Below are 13,903 nucleotides of genomic sequence, written 5' to 3'. Positions count from 1 at the left end.
CCTGCAACCATGGATCAGCGGATGGCCGGCTTGGGGCCGGTTTCGTTCGCGGTCGCCTGGTTCAGCACGGCGTTGACCACCCGATCGCGCTCGAAATACACCGTGAACTGCGGATACACCCAGCGATGGATCGTGGGCCACTGGCTCTTCTGGCCGCCGCGGGCGTCAAGCCGTTCGCCGGGTGAGCCGAACTGCTGCTCCACCTGGGCCATGCTCAGGCCACGGGCGGGCAGGGCAACCTGGGACTGTGCTTCGACCCGTTCGATCAGCAATACGTCGGCGGATGCGGATCCCGCCATCGCAAGCAGCGCTGCGGCCGGCAACGCCAGCGCGGTGCGGATGCGGGCACGGTTGGCGTGGTGTTCCTGGACATGACGGCTCATGGCGCGATTCTCCCCTCGATGTGAACGGCCGATTGTAAGCAGAAGCGGCGGGGGCGCGCGGTTTCCAGGGGCCGGAAAAGATTCGGGGCCGCATTTCTGCGACCCCGAACTCACAACCGGCCGGTGCGGCACAGGGCCGCACGGCGCGAAACTCAGCGCTGACGCGCCTTGAGACGCGGGTTGGATTTGCAGATCACGAAGACCTTGCCGCGACGGCGAACGACCTTGCAGTCGCGGTGGCGGGTCTTCGCCGACTTCAGGGAGGACAGGACCTTCATGACAAACCTCTGAAAATTGGGGCGGCGGAATTGGAGCACGCGGAAATAAGCCGCCAATCGTAGCGTTTTCACACGCCGGAGGCAAGCGTTTATTGCACGCGAATGCAAGCCCGCGAGCCGCGGGGTGCTGGATCCGCCGGGGGATCTGCGGCGGGCAGTGCAGGCGGCAGTACACTTGCCAGCCCTGAATCATCCCACCATTCCGTCACCATGACCCAAACTGCTCCTGGATCCACCCTGCCCGTACTCACCATTGATGGTCCCTCCGGATCAGGAAAAGGCACGATCAGCCGGGCGGTGGCCGCCCGCATGGGCTGGCACTACCTGGATTCCGGCGCGCTTTATCGGGCAGTGGGCGTGGCGGCAGGCTGGGCCAACCTGGACCTTTCCGATGCGTCCGCGCTGGTTCGATGCGCCTTTGACACCGAGGTGCGTTTCAGAGGCGGTGCGAACGAGGAACCGCGGGTGCTGGTCAACGACGTGGATGCAACGACCGAGCTGCGCACCGAAACCGCCGGGGCGGCCGCTTCGGCGATCGCCGCCATCCCCGAGGTGCGCGAGGCGCTGAAGGAGCGCCAGCGCGCATTCAGGCGCGCGCCGGGCCTGGTGGCGGACGGGCGCGACATGGGTACGGTGATTTTTCCGGACGCTCCATACAAGGTGTTCCTGACCGCCAGCGCCGATGAGCGCGCCCAGAGGCGCTATAAACAGTTGAGGGACAAGGGGGTTTCGGTTACATTGGCTGGTCTGCTGCGCGAGATCCTCGCCCGTGACGCCCGTGACGCCAGTCGCGCGGTGGCGCCGCTGCGGCCGGCCGAAGACGCCGTCCACATCGATACCACCGGGCTGGACATCGAAACGGTCGTAGGGCGCGTGTTGGCCCTGTTGCCGTCACGCCCCACGGACCAGGGTCTGGCAACAGCAGAATAAAGCCCCGCCGGGAAACCGGCGGATTGTCCATTTCAACCACAACACTCAGCGGCTCATGCGCAATCCCGCGCCGGCCGACCAAACGGGTGGACCGCCGCGCGCAGTCAGAGTTCCACTGAACCTTCTTTGTACCGCGCGGTATGTGTCATCAACCGGATATCCATTAATGACCGAATCATTTGCAGAGCTGTTCGAAGCCAGTCAGACCGACCTGGCCAAGCTCAAGCCAGGCGCCATCGTCAGCGGCATCGTTGTCCAGGTGCGTACCGACGTGGTCGTCATCAACGCCGGACTCAAGTCCGAGGGCATCGTGCCCATCGAACAGTTCCGTAACGACGACGGAGAGATCGACGTTGCCGAAGGCGACACCGTCAAGGTGGCGCTGGACGCGCTGGAAAACGGCTTCGGCGAAACCGTACTGTCGCGCGAGAAGGCCAAGCGCGCCATGGTGTGGGACGAGCTGGAAGAAGCCATGGAAAACGACGAGACCGTGACCGGCAAGATCAGCGGCAAGGTCAAGGGCGGCTTCACCGTCGACATCAAGGACGTGCGCGCGTTCCTGCCGGGCTCCCTGGTCGACGTGCGTCCGGTGCGCGATCCCGCGTACCTGGAAGGCAAGGACCTGGAGTTCAAGCTCATCAAGCTTGATCGCCGTCGCAACAACGTTGTCGTGTCCCGCCGCGCAGTGGTCGAGAGCGAGCACTCCGAAGAGCGCGAGGCGCTGATGGAGAAGCTGGTCGAGGGCGCAGTGCTGCCGGGCGTGGTCAAGAACCTCACCGATTACGGCGCGTTCGTGGACCTGGGTGGCATCGACGGCCTGCTGCACATCACCGACATGGCATGGAAGCGCGTGCGCCATCCGTCCGAAGTGGTGGAAGTGGGCGCCGAGCTGGAAGTGCGCGTGCTCAAGTACGACCGCGAGCGCAACCGCGTCAGCCTGGGCCTCAAGCAGCTGGGCGAGGATCCGTGGGACAACATCTCGCGCCGTTACCCGTCCAACACCCGCGTGTTCGGCAAGGTCTCCAACGTCACCGATTACGGTGCGTTCGTCGAGATCGAGCCGGGCGTCGAGGGCCTGGTGCACGTGTCCGAAATGGACTGGACCAACAAGAACGTCAACCCGCAGAAGGTTGTGCAGGTCGGCGACGATGTCGAAGTCATGGTCCTGGACGTGGACGAAGAGCGCCGCCGCATCTCGCTGGGCATGAAGCAGGTCAGCTCCAACCCGTGGGAAACCTTCGCGGCCATCCACAAGAAGGGCGACAAGGTGGAAGGCCAGATCAAGTCGATCACCGACTTTGGCGTGTTCATCGGCCTGGACGGCGGCATCGATGGTCTGGTGCACCTGTCGGACATGAGCTGGAACACCGATGGCGAAGACCTGGCGCGCGAGCTGAAGAAGGGCGACACCCTGCAGGCCGTGGTGCTTGCGGTCGACCCGGAGCGCGAGCGCATCAGCCTGGGCGTCAAGCAGATGGAGCAGGATCCGTTCGGTCAGTTCATGGCCGGCCATCCGAAGGGCTCGAAGGTCACCGGCACCGTGCGTGAAGTGGACGCCAAGGGCGCCACCATCGACCTGGCCGAGGGCGTGGAAGGCTACGTGATGGCGCGCGACATCAGCGATGAGCGCATCGAGGACGCCAGCCAGCACCTGAAGGTTGGTGACACCATCGAAGCCAAGTTCACGGGCATGGATCGTCGCGGCCGCACCCTGCAGCTGTCGATCCGCGCCAAGGACGAAGCCGAGACTGCTGCCACCCTGGCCGAGTACAACAAGGTCGCGGCCGATGCTTCCAGCGGCACCACCAAGCTGGGCGCGCTGCTGCGTGAACAGCTGGAAGGCAAGTCGGAGTGAATCCACTCGCCGGCGGCCCGGATGACCCGGGCCGCCGGTTTCGACTGCAGGGGGCGTCGGGGGCCATGACCAAATCGGAATTGATCGAAATTCTTGCCGGTCGCCAGGCCCACCTGAAGGCCGATGATGTGGATCTGGCAGTGAAGTCGCTGCTGGAGATCATGGGCGCTTCGCTGGCCGAGGGGGACCGCATCGAGGTCCGCGGCTTTGGCAGCTTCACGCTCCACTACAGGCCGCCTCGTACCGGCCGCAATCCGAAGACCGGTGCCGCAGTAGCGCTGCCGGGCAAGTACGTACCGCATTTCAAGCCGGGCAAGGAGCTGCGCGAGCGTGTGCGCGAAGTCCTGCCGCTTCCCAACGAAGATTGATGGGCCGGATGCCGGGAGCATGACCGCATGGCCTTTGTAACTGAATTTTTCTGGTTCTTCCTGCTGCTGCCGGCCGCGGCCCTGTCGGGCTGGGTGATCGGGCGGCGCGGTGGGGAGCGCCACAGCGACACGCAGGTCAGCCGCCTGTCGACCACCTATTTCCGGGGTCTGAACTACCTGCTCAGCGAACAGCCGGACAAGGCGATCGAGCTGTTCCTGCATATCGCCGAGCTGGACAAGGACACCTTTGAAACCCAGATCGCGCTGGGCCACCTGTTCCGCCGCCGCGGCGAGGTGGATCGCGCGATCCGCCTGCACCAGGGACTGGTGCAACGCGGCGACCTGAGCGATGCGCAGAAGGTGCAGGCGCTGCTGGCCCTGGGCGAGGACTACATGAAGGCCGGCCTGCTGGACCGGGCCGAGACCGTATTCACCGAGCTGGCACAGTTGGACCAGCGCGCCCCGCAGGCGCTGCGCCACCTGATCAGCATCTATCAGTCAGAACGCGACTGGGCCAAGGCGATCGAGAATGCCACCCGCTTTGAGGCCGCCACCGGCGAGCCCATGGGCCGGCTGATCGCGCACTTCGAGTCCGAGCTGGCCGAGCGCCATCTGTCCACGGGTGCCATCGACGAAGCACGGGAAGCCGTGCGCCGTGCGTACGCCGCCGATGCCAAGTCGGTACGGGCCGGTATCCTGGAGGGCAGGGTGGAGATCGATGCCGGCAACGACGCGGCCGCAATCCGTGCGCTTGAGCAGGCCGCGCGGCACGACACGGACTTCCTCCCGGAGATCCTGCCGCTGCTGCGCTCCGCCTACGAGCGCATAGGTGATGACACCGGCGCCCGCAACTTCCTCGCCGAGATGACCGAGCACTACCGCGGCATCGCACCGGTACTGGCCTTGACCCGTCTGCTGGAGCTGGAGAAGGGCACTTCCGCAGCACGCACCTATCTGACCCAACAGCTGAAGGACCGGCCGTCGGTCCGGGGCGAGGCTGCGCTGATCGAGCTGACTCTGGCCGATGAAGAGTCCGGCGACCCGATGGCCACCCTGCAGGACCTGAAGGTGATCACCGACCAGCTGCTGGTGCGCAACCCCAGCTACCGATGCAGCCGCTGCGGTTTTGGGGCACGCAGCCACCATTGGCAGTGCCCGAGCTGCAAGGAATGGGGCACGATCAAGCCGCTGCTGAACTTCGCCGTGGTCTGACGTGCCGGCGGCGGCGACCTCTGCAACAGCCTGGTTCCTGATCCCGCTGGGCATTGCCATGGCCGGTACCTGGATGGCGTTGCGCTACGCGCGGGGACGGGGACTTTTCGACCAGCCTGGCGAGCGTCGCAGCCATGCCGTGGCAACGCCGCGGGGCGGGGGAATTTCCATCGTAGCGGCACTTCTGCTGGCGATCCTGGCCCTGGGGTACACCGAGCCGGGGCTGCGCCCAGTGCTGCTGGCGGGCGCCTTGGGACTGGTATCAGTAGCCACGGTCGGCTGGATCGACGATCACCGCCCGCTGTCGCCGCTGCTGCGCCTTGCCGCCCACGCACTCTCCGCCTGTCTGCTGGCCGTCGCGCTCCTTATGTCCGGCCATGGCGCGCTCCCAGCCCTGTTCGCCTTCGGTGCCGTGCTGGTGCTGGTCAATGTGTGGAATTTCATGGACGGCATCGACGGTCTGGCCGCCACCCAGGCAGCAATCGCCGGATTTGGCTATGCGCTGCTGGCAGAGCCGGGCGCGGCCAAGTGGTTGTCGCTGGCGCTGGCCGGCGCGTGCTGCGGCTTCCTGCCGTACAACTTTCCCCGGGCGCGGATTTTCCTGGGGGACGTGGGCAGCGGCGCGCTCGGACAGGCGCTGGCCTTGCTGCTTGTGCTGCTGATGACCAGCCCGCAGACGGGCTTCGCGGCCGGCTCGTGGCCGCTGTTTGTGCTTCCTTTGTCCGCATTTCTGGTCGATGCATCGCTCACTCTGGGGCGGCGTATCCTGCGCCGCGAAGCCTGGTGGCAACCACACGTTCAGCATGCGTACCAGGCGTGGGCGCGCACACTGGGCCGTCACGTACCGGTGACGCTGGCCTACGCAGGCTGGTCCCTGATTGGAGTGGCATTCATGTCCGGCATGACGGACGCGGGCCATGCGTTTATCATTGCGACGATTGCAGCGGTCGGCTGGTGTCTTGCCGGGTGTCTGGTCTGGCTCCTCCTGCAATCGGCATCGCGGAAAAGCTAAGGGATGGGCGCACCGACAATGAAGCACTGGAAGGATCGGGCGATCATCGCGCTGCCGCGCCTGGCGATCATTGCCCATGACCTGGCCATGGTCTGGCTGTGCTGGATCGGGCTGCACCAGTTCCGCCTGTCCATGCAGCCCTTTGCGCCCCAGATTCCCTGGTGGTCGGGTGAAATCGCGCTGATCCTCGCCGCCCAGGCCCTGGTGCTGTGGCGGGTGGGGCTGTATCGCGGCGTATGGCGGTTCGCCAGCGTTCCCGATCTGATCAACATCCTCAAGGCCAGCCTGTTCGGGCTGTTGGCCATCGTTTTCGTCCTGTTCCTGTACAACCGGCTGGATCCGGTGCCACGCACGGTGCTGGTGATGTACCCGGTGGTACTGACCGCGCTGCTGGGCATGCCGCGGCTGCTGTATCGCAGCTGGAAGGACTACAGCGTCAACCGCACCGACCAGTCGGCAGTGCGGGTGCTGATCCTGGGGGCAGGCCAGGCCGGCGAGGCGCTGCTGCGTGACCTGCGCCGCACGGGCTCCTACCAGGCAGTCGGATTCCTCGATGACGCAGTGAAGCTGCATGGCAGCCATCTCCAGGGCGTGCCGGTGCTGGGCCGGATTGCGGACGTGGCCCGGATCGCACCCGAAACCGCGGCCAAGTTGCTGATCATCGCCGTGCCGTCACTGGATGCGGCGAAGATGCGCCAGGTGGTGGCCGCCTGCGAGGAGACCGGGCTGCCGTTCCGCACCGTGCCGCGGATCGACGACCTGCTTGAAGGGCGCTCGCTGCCGGGCGAACTGAAGGAAGTCGCAATCGAGGACCTGCTGGGCCGCAAGCCGGTCACGCCCGACTGGAAGGGCATCCGCGGCTGGCTGGGCGGACGCAGCGTATTGGTTACCGGCGGTGGCGGTTCGATCGGCTCCGAGCTGTGTCGCCAGTGCGCCCGCCACGGCGCCCGCCAGATCGCCATCGTGGAGATGGACGAGCTCGCCCTGGCCACCATCGAAATGCAGTTGCGGCGTGATTTCCCCCACATCCAGTGCGTTCCGGTGCTGGGCGACTGCGGCGATCCGGCCGTGATCCGCTACGCCTTGAAGTTGTCTTCCCCGGAAGCCGTGTTCCATGCCGCTGCCTACAAGCAGGTGCCGGTGCTGGAGACACAGCTGCGCGAAGCCGTGCGCAACAACGTGGTGGCCACGGAAACCGTGGTGTCCGAAACCCTGGAAGCGGGCGTTGGCACCTTCGTGCTGATTTCCACCGACAAGGCGGTTGACCCGGTCAACGTGCTCGGAGCCACCAAGCGATTGGGCGAGATGATCTGCCAAGCCACCGCCAGGCCCGGGCAAACCCGGTTTGTCACCGTCCGTTTCGGCAACGTGCTGGACTCCGCCGGCAGCGTGGTACCGCTGTTCCGCGAGCAAATCCGCAACGGCGGGCCGGTGACGGTCACCGACCCCGAGGTGACCCGGTATTTCATGACCATCCCCGAGGCCTGCCAGCTGATCCTGCAGGCCGCGGCCATTGGATCGCGGCACGCGATCTACACCCTGGACATGGGCGAACCGGTGTTGATCCGCCTGCTGGCGGAGCAGATGATCCGCCTGGCCGGAAAGCACCCCGAGCGCGACGTGGCCATCGTCTACACCGGCCTGCGCCAGGGTGAAAAACTGCACGAGACCCTGTTCCACGCCGACGAGCGCTACCGCCCCACCGCCCATCCGAAGATCCTGCAGGCTGAAGCCCGCGAGATCGCCACCGAGCAGGTATTCCAAGCGGTGCGCCAGATGCGTGAGGCCGTTGCCGATTACGACCTGGACCGGCTTGCGCAGCTGTTGCGCGACTCGGTGCCGGAGTTTTCGCCCCAGGCTGCTCCACGCCCGCCGCAGGTGGCTACGGTCGTCGAGTTCCCCGCCCGTCACGCAAGGAAGACATGACTACACAGCGTATCCGCAAGGCAGTTTTTCCCGTCGCCGGCCTGGGCACCCGTTTTCTGCCCGTCACCAAGACCGTCCCCAAGGAGATGCTGCCGATCGTCGACCGGCCGCTGATCCAGTACGCGGTGGATGAAGCCATCGATGCGGGCTGTGACACGCTGGTGTTCATCACCAACCGCTACAAGCACGCGGTAGCCGATTACTTCGACAAGGCCTACGAGCTGGAGGACAGGCTGGAGCGAAGCGGCAAGACCGAGCTGCTCGAACTCATCCGCAACCCGCTGCCTTCCCACGTGCGCGCCGTCTTTGTTACCCAGCACGAAGCGCTGGGTCTCGGGCACGCAGTGCTGTGTGCCAAGCCGGTGGTTGGCAATGAACCGTTCGCCGTCCTGCTTCCGGACGACCTGATCTGGAACAGGAAAGGTCCCGGCGCTCTTCGCCAGATGGCTGATCATGCGGAGCAGGCCGGAGGCGGCGTGATTGCGGTCCAGGATGTCCCACGGGCACGCACTTCCAGCTACGGTATCGTGGATACCGGCGACTTCGACGGCCGCCACGGCGTCATTCGCAATATGGTGGAAAAGCCCAGTCCGGAAGATGCCCCGAGCACGCTCGGCGTGGTGGGCCGCTACGTGCTGCCGGCGGGCATCTTCGACGCGCTGGAAAACACCGGTCGCGGCAGCGGCGGGGAAATCCAGCTCACCGATGCCATCGCGGCGATGGTGGGGCAGGGCAAGCGCTTTGACGCCTACCGGTTTGAAGGCGACCGCTTCGACTGCGGCACCCACATCGGCCTGATCGAGGCGACCATCCGCTTTGCCCTCGATCACGAAGAACTCAGCGGGCTTGCCCGCCAGAGCATGCAGCAGGCGCTGGACGAACTCGCAGCCGCCGACAACGACTGACCTGCCCCTGTAGGAGCGCGTACGACGCGCTCCTACGAATGTCGGGGTTACAGGGCCTCGAAGATTCCCGCAGCGCCCATGCCGGTGCCGATGCACATCGTCACCATGCCGTACTTCTGCTGGCGGCGGCGCATGCCGTGCACCAGGGTGGCGGTCCGCACTGCGCCGGTCGCGCCCAGCGGGTGGCCGAGCGCGATCGCGCCACCCAGAGGGTTGACCTTGGTCGGATCCAGCTCCGAATCTCGGATCACGGCGAGCGCCTGCGCGGCAAAGGCTTCATTGAGTTCGATCCAGTCCAGCTGGTCCTTGCTCAGCCCCGCCTGCTTGAGCGCCTTCGGGATAGCCGCGATCGGGCCGATTCCCATCACTTCGGGCCGGACTCCGGCCACCGAGAAGCTGACGAAGCGGGCCAGCGGCGTCAGGCCGTAGTCCTTGATTGCCTGTTCGGAGGCCAGCAGCACCGCGCCGGCGCCATCGCTCATCTGCGAGGAGTTTCCCGCGGTGACCGTACCGCCGAACTGGCCGTTGCGGAACACCGTGCGCAGCTTTGCCAGTCCCTCGAGTGAGCTGTCCGGGCGCGGACCCTCGTCGGTGTCCGCCAAGCGCTTGTGCACGCGAACCACGTTATCGCCCAGGTCCGGCTGATGGGAGACGATTTCATACGGGCTGATTTCGTCACTGAACTCGCCGGCCTGGATGGCGGCGATCGCCTTCTGGTGCGAGGCCAGCGCGAACGCGTCCTGCTCCTCGCGCGACACCTTCCATTCCTCGGCGACCTTCTCGGCGGTGATGCCCATGCCGTAGGCAATGGCCACGTGGTCATCCTTGAACACGCTCGGCGACAGCGCAATCTTGTTGCCCATCATCGGCACCATGCTCATGCTCTCGGTGCCGCCGGCCAGCACCAGGTCGGCCGTGCCCAGGCGGATCTGGTCGGCCGCCAGGGCAACCGCCTGCAGGCCGGACGAGCAGAAGCGGTTGATGGTCTGCGCGGCCACGGTATCGGGCAGGCCGGCCAGCAGCACGCCGATGCGCGCCACGTTCATTCCCTGCTCGCCTTCCGGCATGGCGCAGCCGATCACGGCATCTTCGATGCGGTTGACGTCGATGCCCGGGGCCTGGGCCACCACGGACCTGAGCACGTGGGCAAGCATGTCATCGGGGCGGACGTTGCGGAACATGCCGCGCGGCGCCTTGCCCACCGGGGTGCGGGTGGCGGCGACGATATAGGCGTCCTGGATCTGTCTGGTCATCTCTTGAACTCCATGGGTCCTGATTCGGGAAAAGGGTCTCGGTGCCCCGCGCCGAACGGCGCGGGCGGACCTCAGTTCCTCAGCGGCTTGCCGGTCTTGAGCATGTGCGCGATGCGTTCCTGCGACTTGGGCATCTGCGCCAGGGCAACGAAGTGTTCGCGCTCCAGCCGCAGCAGCCAGTCCTCATCCACCATCGCGCCGCGGTCGACCTCGCCGCCGGACAGCCCGTCGGCGATGCGCTCGGCAATCTCGTTGTCGTGCGGGCTGATGAAGCGGCCTTCCAGCATGTTCACCAGCATCATCTTCAGCGTGGCAATGCCTACGTCCCCGGCCACTTCGATGGCACGGGCGGGCAGGGGCGGGCGGTAGCCGGCTTCAGCCAGCGCCAGGGCCTGCTGGCGCGCCACGTGCAGCAGCTCGTGGGCATGGAATACCACCACGTCGTCCTGCCGCAGCAGCCCCAGCGACTTCGCCTCCATCGCAGAGGTCGAGACCTTGGCCATCGCTACGGTCTCGAAGCCACGCTTGAGCTCTGCCAGCACGTCGCCACCCGGACCTGCCGCCTGCGCAGCGCGTACCGCCAGTTCCTTCAGCCCGCCACCGGCCGGGAGAAGCCCCACGCCGGCCTCTACCAGGCCGATATAGCTTTCCAGGTGGGCAACCGTCCGGGCGCTGTGCATCTGGAATTCGCAGCCGCCACCCAGGGCCAGCCCGCGTACCGCTGCCACCACCGGCACAAGCGAATACTTGATGCGCTGGCTGGTGCGCTGGAAGTTGGCCACCATCTCCTCGAACGCATCCACCTTGCCGTCCTGCAACAGCCCCAGCGCCCCGGCGAGGTCGGCACCGGCGGAGAAGGGCTCCTTCGGCTGCCAGATCACCACGGCACGAAGATCGCGTTCGGCGATGCCGATCGCTTCCTGGATGCCATCCAGCACCTGGTCGCTGACCGTGTGCATCTTGGTCTTGAAGCTGATCACGCCAACGCCGTCCCCGTCGGTCCACAGGCGGATGCCGTCGTTCTCGAACAGCGTCTGGCCCTGGTCGAAGCGCTCACCCAGCACCGGGTCGGGAAAACGCTGTCGCGCATAGACGGACAGGGTGGAGCGGGGCACCAGGTTGCCGGACGCGGGGCTGTAGCTGCCCGCGGCGCTGTGCACGCCCTCGCGGCCATCAAGCACCCAGCCGGGCAGCGGCGCATCGCTCATGGCTTTGCCGGCCTTGATGTCTTCGTCAATCCACTGCGCTACCTGCTGCCAACCCGCGGCCTGCCAGGTCTCGAACGGCCCCAGCGACCAGCCGTAGCCCCAGCGGATGGCCAGGTCCACGTCGCGTGCGGTATCGGCGATGTCGGCCAGATGGTAGGCGCTGTAGTGGAACAGGTCGCGGAACACCGCCCACAGGAACTGCGCCTGCGGGTGTTTGCTGGCGCGCAGTTTGGCGAACTTTTCCGCCGGGTTCCGGGTCTTGAGGATCTCCACCACCTCGTCGGCGGCCTTGCGGTCGGCCGGCCGGTAGTCCTGCTTTTCCACGTCCAGGACCATGATGTCCTTGCCGACCTTGCGGAATACGCCGGCGCGGGTCTTCTGGCCCAGCGCGCCCTTTTCAACCAGCCCGGCCAGCCAGGCCGGTGACTTGAAGTATCGATGCCAGGGGTCGTCGGGCAGGGTGTCGGCCATGGTGCCGATCACGTGGGCCATGGTGTCCAGGCCCACCACGTCGGAAGTGCGGTAGGTGGCCGACTTCGGCCGGCCGATCAGGGGACCGGTGATCGCGTCCACCTCATCAAAGCCCAGCCCGAACTCCTGAGTGTGGTGGGCGGTGGCGAGGATCGAGAACACCCCAATGCGGTTGCCGATGAAGTTCGGCGTGTCGCGCGCATACACCACGCCCTTGCCGAGCTGGGTGGTGAGGAAGGTTTCCAGCCCTTCCAGCACCGCCTTGTCGGTGCCTTCAGCCGGGATCAGCTCGGCCAGGTGCATGTAGCGCGGCGGGTTGAAAAAGTGCACGCCGCAGAAGCGCGGCTTGAGTCCGTCCGGCAGGACGTCAGCCAGCTTGTTGATGCCCAGGCCCGAGGTGTTTGAAGCCAGCACCGCGTCCGGGGCAATGTGCGGCCCGATCCGCCGGTACAGGTCCTGTTTCCAGTCCATCCGCTCGGCGATCGCCTCGATCACCAGGTCGCACTCTTCAAGCAGCGCCAGGTCGGTGTCGTAGTTCGCAGCCACGATCCGTGCGGCCAGCGCCCGGTCTGCGAGCGGCGCAGGGCTGAGCTTGCTCAGGTTGGCGATGGCCTTGGCGACGACGGCGCTGGGAGGTCCGTCTTTCGCCGCCAGATCGAACAGCACCGTGTCAACGCCGGCGTTGGTCAGGTGGGCGGCAATCTGCGCACCCATGACGCCGGCGCCAAGTACTGCCGCCCGCCGTACAAGCAATTTCTCAGACATGTGCTGCAACTCCATGATCGAATGGATTTTATTCAGTTACGGAATGATGGCTCTTTGCCAATCCCGCGCTGCGGAAACCGGCTGCAGCGAAGCGGATCAGCTCGCTACCCGCCCGCCGCCTGTGTTCAACTTCGCTGACACCCGAAGGACGCTTGATCAGGCCGAAATCCGCCATTGCGTAAGTCAGTGCCCCGCCCAGGAAATCGAGCCGCCAGTAGAGTTCTTCCTTTGACAACTCCGGCAGGCAGGCGGCGAGTGCACGGGCGAAATCACGCTGCACGTGGCCGTAGCGTTCGGACAGGAAAGCCCGCAGGCCGTCATTGGTCTCGGCATAGGCGCGGGCGATGACCCTGATGAAAGCGCCGCCCCCGTTGCGGTTGGCTGCCAGGGCCAGCGCCGGCTCCACGAACGCGGCCAGGATCGTCTCCAGGCTGGCGGCGTCCTCCTGCGCCTTGCGCAGCATGTCCAGGCGCTGCGCGCTCATTTCGTCCATGCGCCGCCGGAACACCTCGTTGACCAGGTTTTCCTTGCTGCCGAAGTGATAGTTGACCGCGGCAATGTTGACCTCGGCGCGGGAGGTGACCTGGCGCAGCGACGTGCCACTGAAGCCCTGCTGTGCAAACAGCTCTTCTGCGGCGCCGAGAATGCGCTCCTTGGTGGAAAAACGGGTGCTGGACATCTGTTGCAAGGCCGGTTCAAACGTTTGTTTGGATGCTAAGCGGATCCACACCGGCGGTCAAACGAAGCTGTCAACCGGGCCCGGATTCCTATAGAATTGGCGACAGCTGAACTGGCCAAACCCGCGTCCTTTCGCGGGTTTTTACATGCTAATCTGGGTCGCCACGTGGTGGCGGGCCCGCTAACGGAGACCTCCCCATGGCGCTTGAGCGCACCCTGTCCATCATCAAGCCCGATGCCGTCGCCAAGAACGTCATCGGCGAAATCTATTCGCGTTTCGAAAAGGCCGGCCTGAAGGTCGCTGCCGCCAGGATGAAACACCTGACCCGCGAAGAGGCCGAAGGCTTCTACGCCGTGCACCGTGAACGTCCGTTCTTCGGCGCGCTGGTAGAGTTCATGATCAGCGGCCCGGTGATGATCCAGGTGCTGGAGGGCGAGAACGCAATCGCCATGAACCGCGAGCTGATGGGTGCGACCAACCCGAAGGAAGCCGAGGCGGGCACCATCCGCGCCGACTTCGCCGACTCCATCGATGCCAACGCCGTGCACGGCTCCGATGCCGCCGAGACCGCTGCCGAGGAGATCAAGTACTTCTTCGGCGATGACGAGGTCTACGCACGCTGATCTGCCGGCCACGGATCCGCGCCAGCGCGTGATCC

The 13,903-nt window shown here is 65.7% G+C and carries 13 protein-coding genes; 8 read left to right on the top strand and 5 right to left on the bottom strand.

Annotated elements, in window-relative coordinates:
* Positions 1–14: 14 nt before the first annotated feature.
* Positions 15–299 carry a hypothetical protein gene (locus ACW7G3_RS03035; protein WP_456972818.1) on the bottom strand — a complete coding sequence of 95 codons (285 nt, stop codon included), beginning with the start codon at positions 297–299 and terminating at the stop codon, positions 15–17.
* A gap of 236 nt (positions 300–535) precedes the next feature.
* Entirely contained in the window at positions 536–661 is a 126-nt protein-coding gene (gene ykgO, locus ACW7G3_RS03030; protein WP_333910734.1) for a type B 50S ribosomal protein L36, read from the bottom strand.
* Positions 662–871: 210 nt separating this feature from the next.
* Between ykgO and cmk the strand changes: the two genes are divergently transcribed.
* The 7 genes from cmk (at position 872) to galU (ending at position 8,869) form a co-directional block, all read left to right on the top strand.
* A complete protein-coding gene (gene cmk, locus ACW7G3_RS03025; protein WP_456980981.1) occupies positions 872–1,591 on the top strand; it encodes a (d)CMP kinase in 720 nt (239 codons plus the stop codon).
* Between the two features lie 166 nt (positions 1,592–1,757).
* Positions 1,758–3,446 (top strand): 30S ribosomal protein S1, encoded by a 1,689-nt coding sequence (gene rpsA, locus ACW7G3_RS03020; RefSeq protein WP_456972314.1) that lies wholly within the window; start codon positions 1,758–1,760, stop codon positions 3,444–3,446.
* A 65-nt stretch (positions 3,447–3,511) separates the two neighbouring features.
* Positions 3,512–3,814: an integration host factor subunit beta gene (locus ACW7G3_RS03015; RefSeq protein ID WP_343256905.1), complete on the top strand. Its 303-nt coding sequence runs from the start codon at positions 3,512–3,514 to the stop codon at positions 3,812–3,814.
* A gap of 27 nt (positions 3,815–3,841) precedes the next feature.
* Positions 3,842–5,026: a lipopolysaccharide assembly protein LapB gene (gene lapB, locus ACW7G3_RS03010; RefSeq protein ID WP_456980980.1), complete on the top strand. Its 1,185-nt coding sequence runs from the start codon at positions 3,842–3,844 to the stop codon at positions 5,024–5,026.
* Between the two features lie 58 nt (positions 5,027–5,084).
* Positions 5,085–6,038 carry a hypothetical protein gene (locus ACW7G3_RS03005; RefSeq protein WP_456980979.1) on the top strand — a complete coding sequence of 318 codons (954 nt, stop codon included), beginning with the start codon at positions 5,085–5,087 and terminating at the stop codon, positions 6,036–6,038.
* Positions 6,039–6,056: 18 nt separating this feature from the next.
* Positions 6,057–7,964 (top strand): polysaccharide biosynthesis protein, encoded by a 1,908-nt coding sequence (locus ACW7G3_RS03000; protein ID WP_456981151.1) that lies wholly within the window; start codon positions 6,057–6,059, stop codon positions 7,962–7,964.
* Complete coding sequence (gene galU, locus ACW7G3_RS02995; RefSeq protein WP_456980978.1) at positions 7,961–8,869, top strand: UTP--glucose-1-phosphate uridylyltransferase GalU; 909 nt, start codon at positions 7,961–7,963, stop codon at positions 8,867–8,869. The genes ACW7G3_RS03000 and galU overlap by 4 nt, the downstream gene beginning before the upstream one ends.
* 47 nt (positions 8,870–8,916) lie before the next feature.
* Here the strand turns inward: galU and ACW7G3_RS02990 are convergent, their stop codons facing one another.
* The 3 genes from ACW7G3_RS02990 to ACW7G3_RS02980 form a co-directional block, all read right to left on the bottom strand.
* Positions 8,917–10,122, bottom strand: a complete 1,206-nt coding sequence (locus ACW7G3_RS02990) for an acetyl-CoA C-acyltransferase (protein ID WP_456980977.1) — start codon at positions 10,120–10,122, stop codon at positions 8,917–8,919.
* A gap of 71 nt (positions 10,123–10,193) precedes the next feature.
* On the bottom strand, positions 10,194–12,566 hold the full coding sequence (locus ACW7G3_RS02985; protein ID WP_456980976.1) for a 3-hydroxyacyl-CoA dehydrogenase/enoyl-CoA hydratase family protein: 2,373 nt from the start codon (positions 12,564–12,566) through the stop codon (positions 10,194–10,196).
* A gap of 28 nt (positions 12,567–12,594) precedes the next feature.
* Positions 12,595–13,245 carry a TetR/AcrR family transcriptional regulator gene (locus ACW7G3_RS02980; RefSeq protein WP_456972300.1) on the bottom strand — a complete coding sequence of 217 codons (651 nt, stop codon included), beginning with the start codon at positions 13,243–13,245 and terminating at the stop codon, positions 12,595–12,597.
* Between the two features lie 197 nt (positions 13,246–13,442).
* On the opposite strand from ACW7G3_RS02980, the gene ndk reads away from it, so the two are divergent.
* On the top strand, positions 13,443–13,868 hold the full coding sequence (ndk, locus tag ACW7G3_RS02975) for a nucleoside-diphosphate kinase (protein ID WP_456980975.1): 426 nt from the start codon (positions 13,443–13,445) through the stop codon (positions 13,866–13,868).
* Positions 13,869–13,903 lie beyond the last annotated feature (35 nt).

The sequence above is a fragment of the Luteimonas sp. A478 genome, assembly GCF_054052025.1.
Note: the sequence above shows the minus strand (reverse complement) of the source record. Positions and strands in the feature narration are given on the sequence as shown.

What these genes read in the sequence shown, in the direction of transcription:
- rpsA (WP_456972314.1), top strand. Translation starts at nt 1,758, where the DNA reads ATGACCGAATCATTTGCAGAGCTGTTCGAAGCCAGTCAGACCGACCTG.
- ACW7G3_RS02985 (WP_456980976.1), bottom strand. Translation starts at nt 12,566, where the DNA reads ATGTCTGAGAAATTGCTTGTACGGCGGGCGGCAGTACTTGGCGCCGGC.
- ACW7G3_RS02980 (WP_456972300.1), bottom strand. Translation starts at nt 13,245, where the DNA reads ATGTCCAGCACCCGTTTTTCCACCAAGGAGCGCATTCTCGGCGCCGCA.
- ACW7G3_RS03005 (WP_456980979.1), top strand. Translation starts at nt 5,085, where the DNA reads ATGGCCGGTACCTGGATGGCGTTGCGCTACGCGCGGGGACGGGGACTT.
- ACW7G3_RS02990 (WP_456980977.1), bottom strand. Translation starts at nt 10,122, where the DNA reads ATGACCAGACAGATCCAGGACGCCTATATCGTCGCCGCCACCCGCACC.
- galU (WP_456980978.1), top strand. Translation starts at nt 7,961, where the DNA reads ATGACTACACAGCGTATCCGCAAGGCAGTTTTTCCCGTCGCCGGCCTG.
- ACW7G3_RS03035 (WP_456972818.1), bottom strand. Translation starts at nt 299, where the DNA reads ATGGCGGGATCCGCATCCGCCGACGTATTGCTGATCGAACGGGTCGAA.
- lapB (WP_456980980.1), top strand. Translation starts at nt 3,842, where the DNA reads ATGGCCTTTGTAACTGAATTTTTCTGGTTCTTCCTGCTGCTGCCGGCC.
- ACW7G3_RS03015 (WP_343256905.1), top strand. Translation starts at nt 3,512, where the DNA reads ATGACCAAATCGGAATTGATCGAAATTCTTGCCGGTCGCCAGGCCCAC.
- cmk (WP_456980981.1), top strand. Translation starts at nt 872, where the DNA reads ATGACCCAAACTGCTCCTGGATCCACCCTGCCCGTACTCACCATTGAT.
- ndk (WP_456980975.1), top strand. Translation starts at nt 13,443, where the DNA reads ATGGCGCTTGAGCGCACCCTGTCCATCATCAAGCCCGATGCCGTCGCC.
- ykgO (WP_333910734.1), bottom strand. Translation starts at nt 661, where the DNA reads ATGAAGGTCCTGTCCTCCCTGAAGTCGGCGAAGACCCGCCACCGCGAC.
- ACW7G3_RS03000 (WP_456981151.1), top strand. Translation starts at nt 6,057, where the DNA reads ATGAAGCACTGGAAGGATCGGGCGATCATCGCGCTGCCGCGCCTGGCG.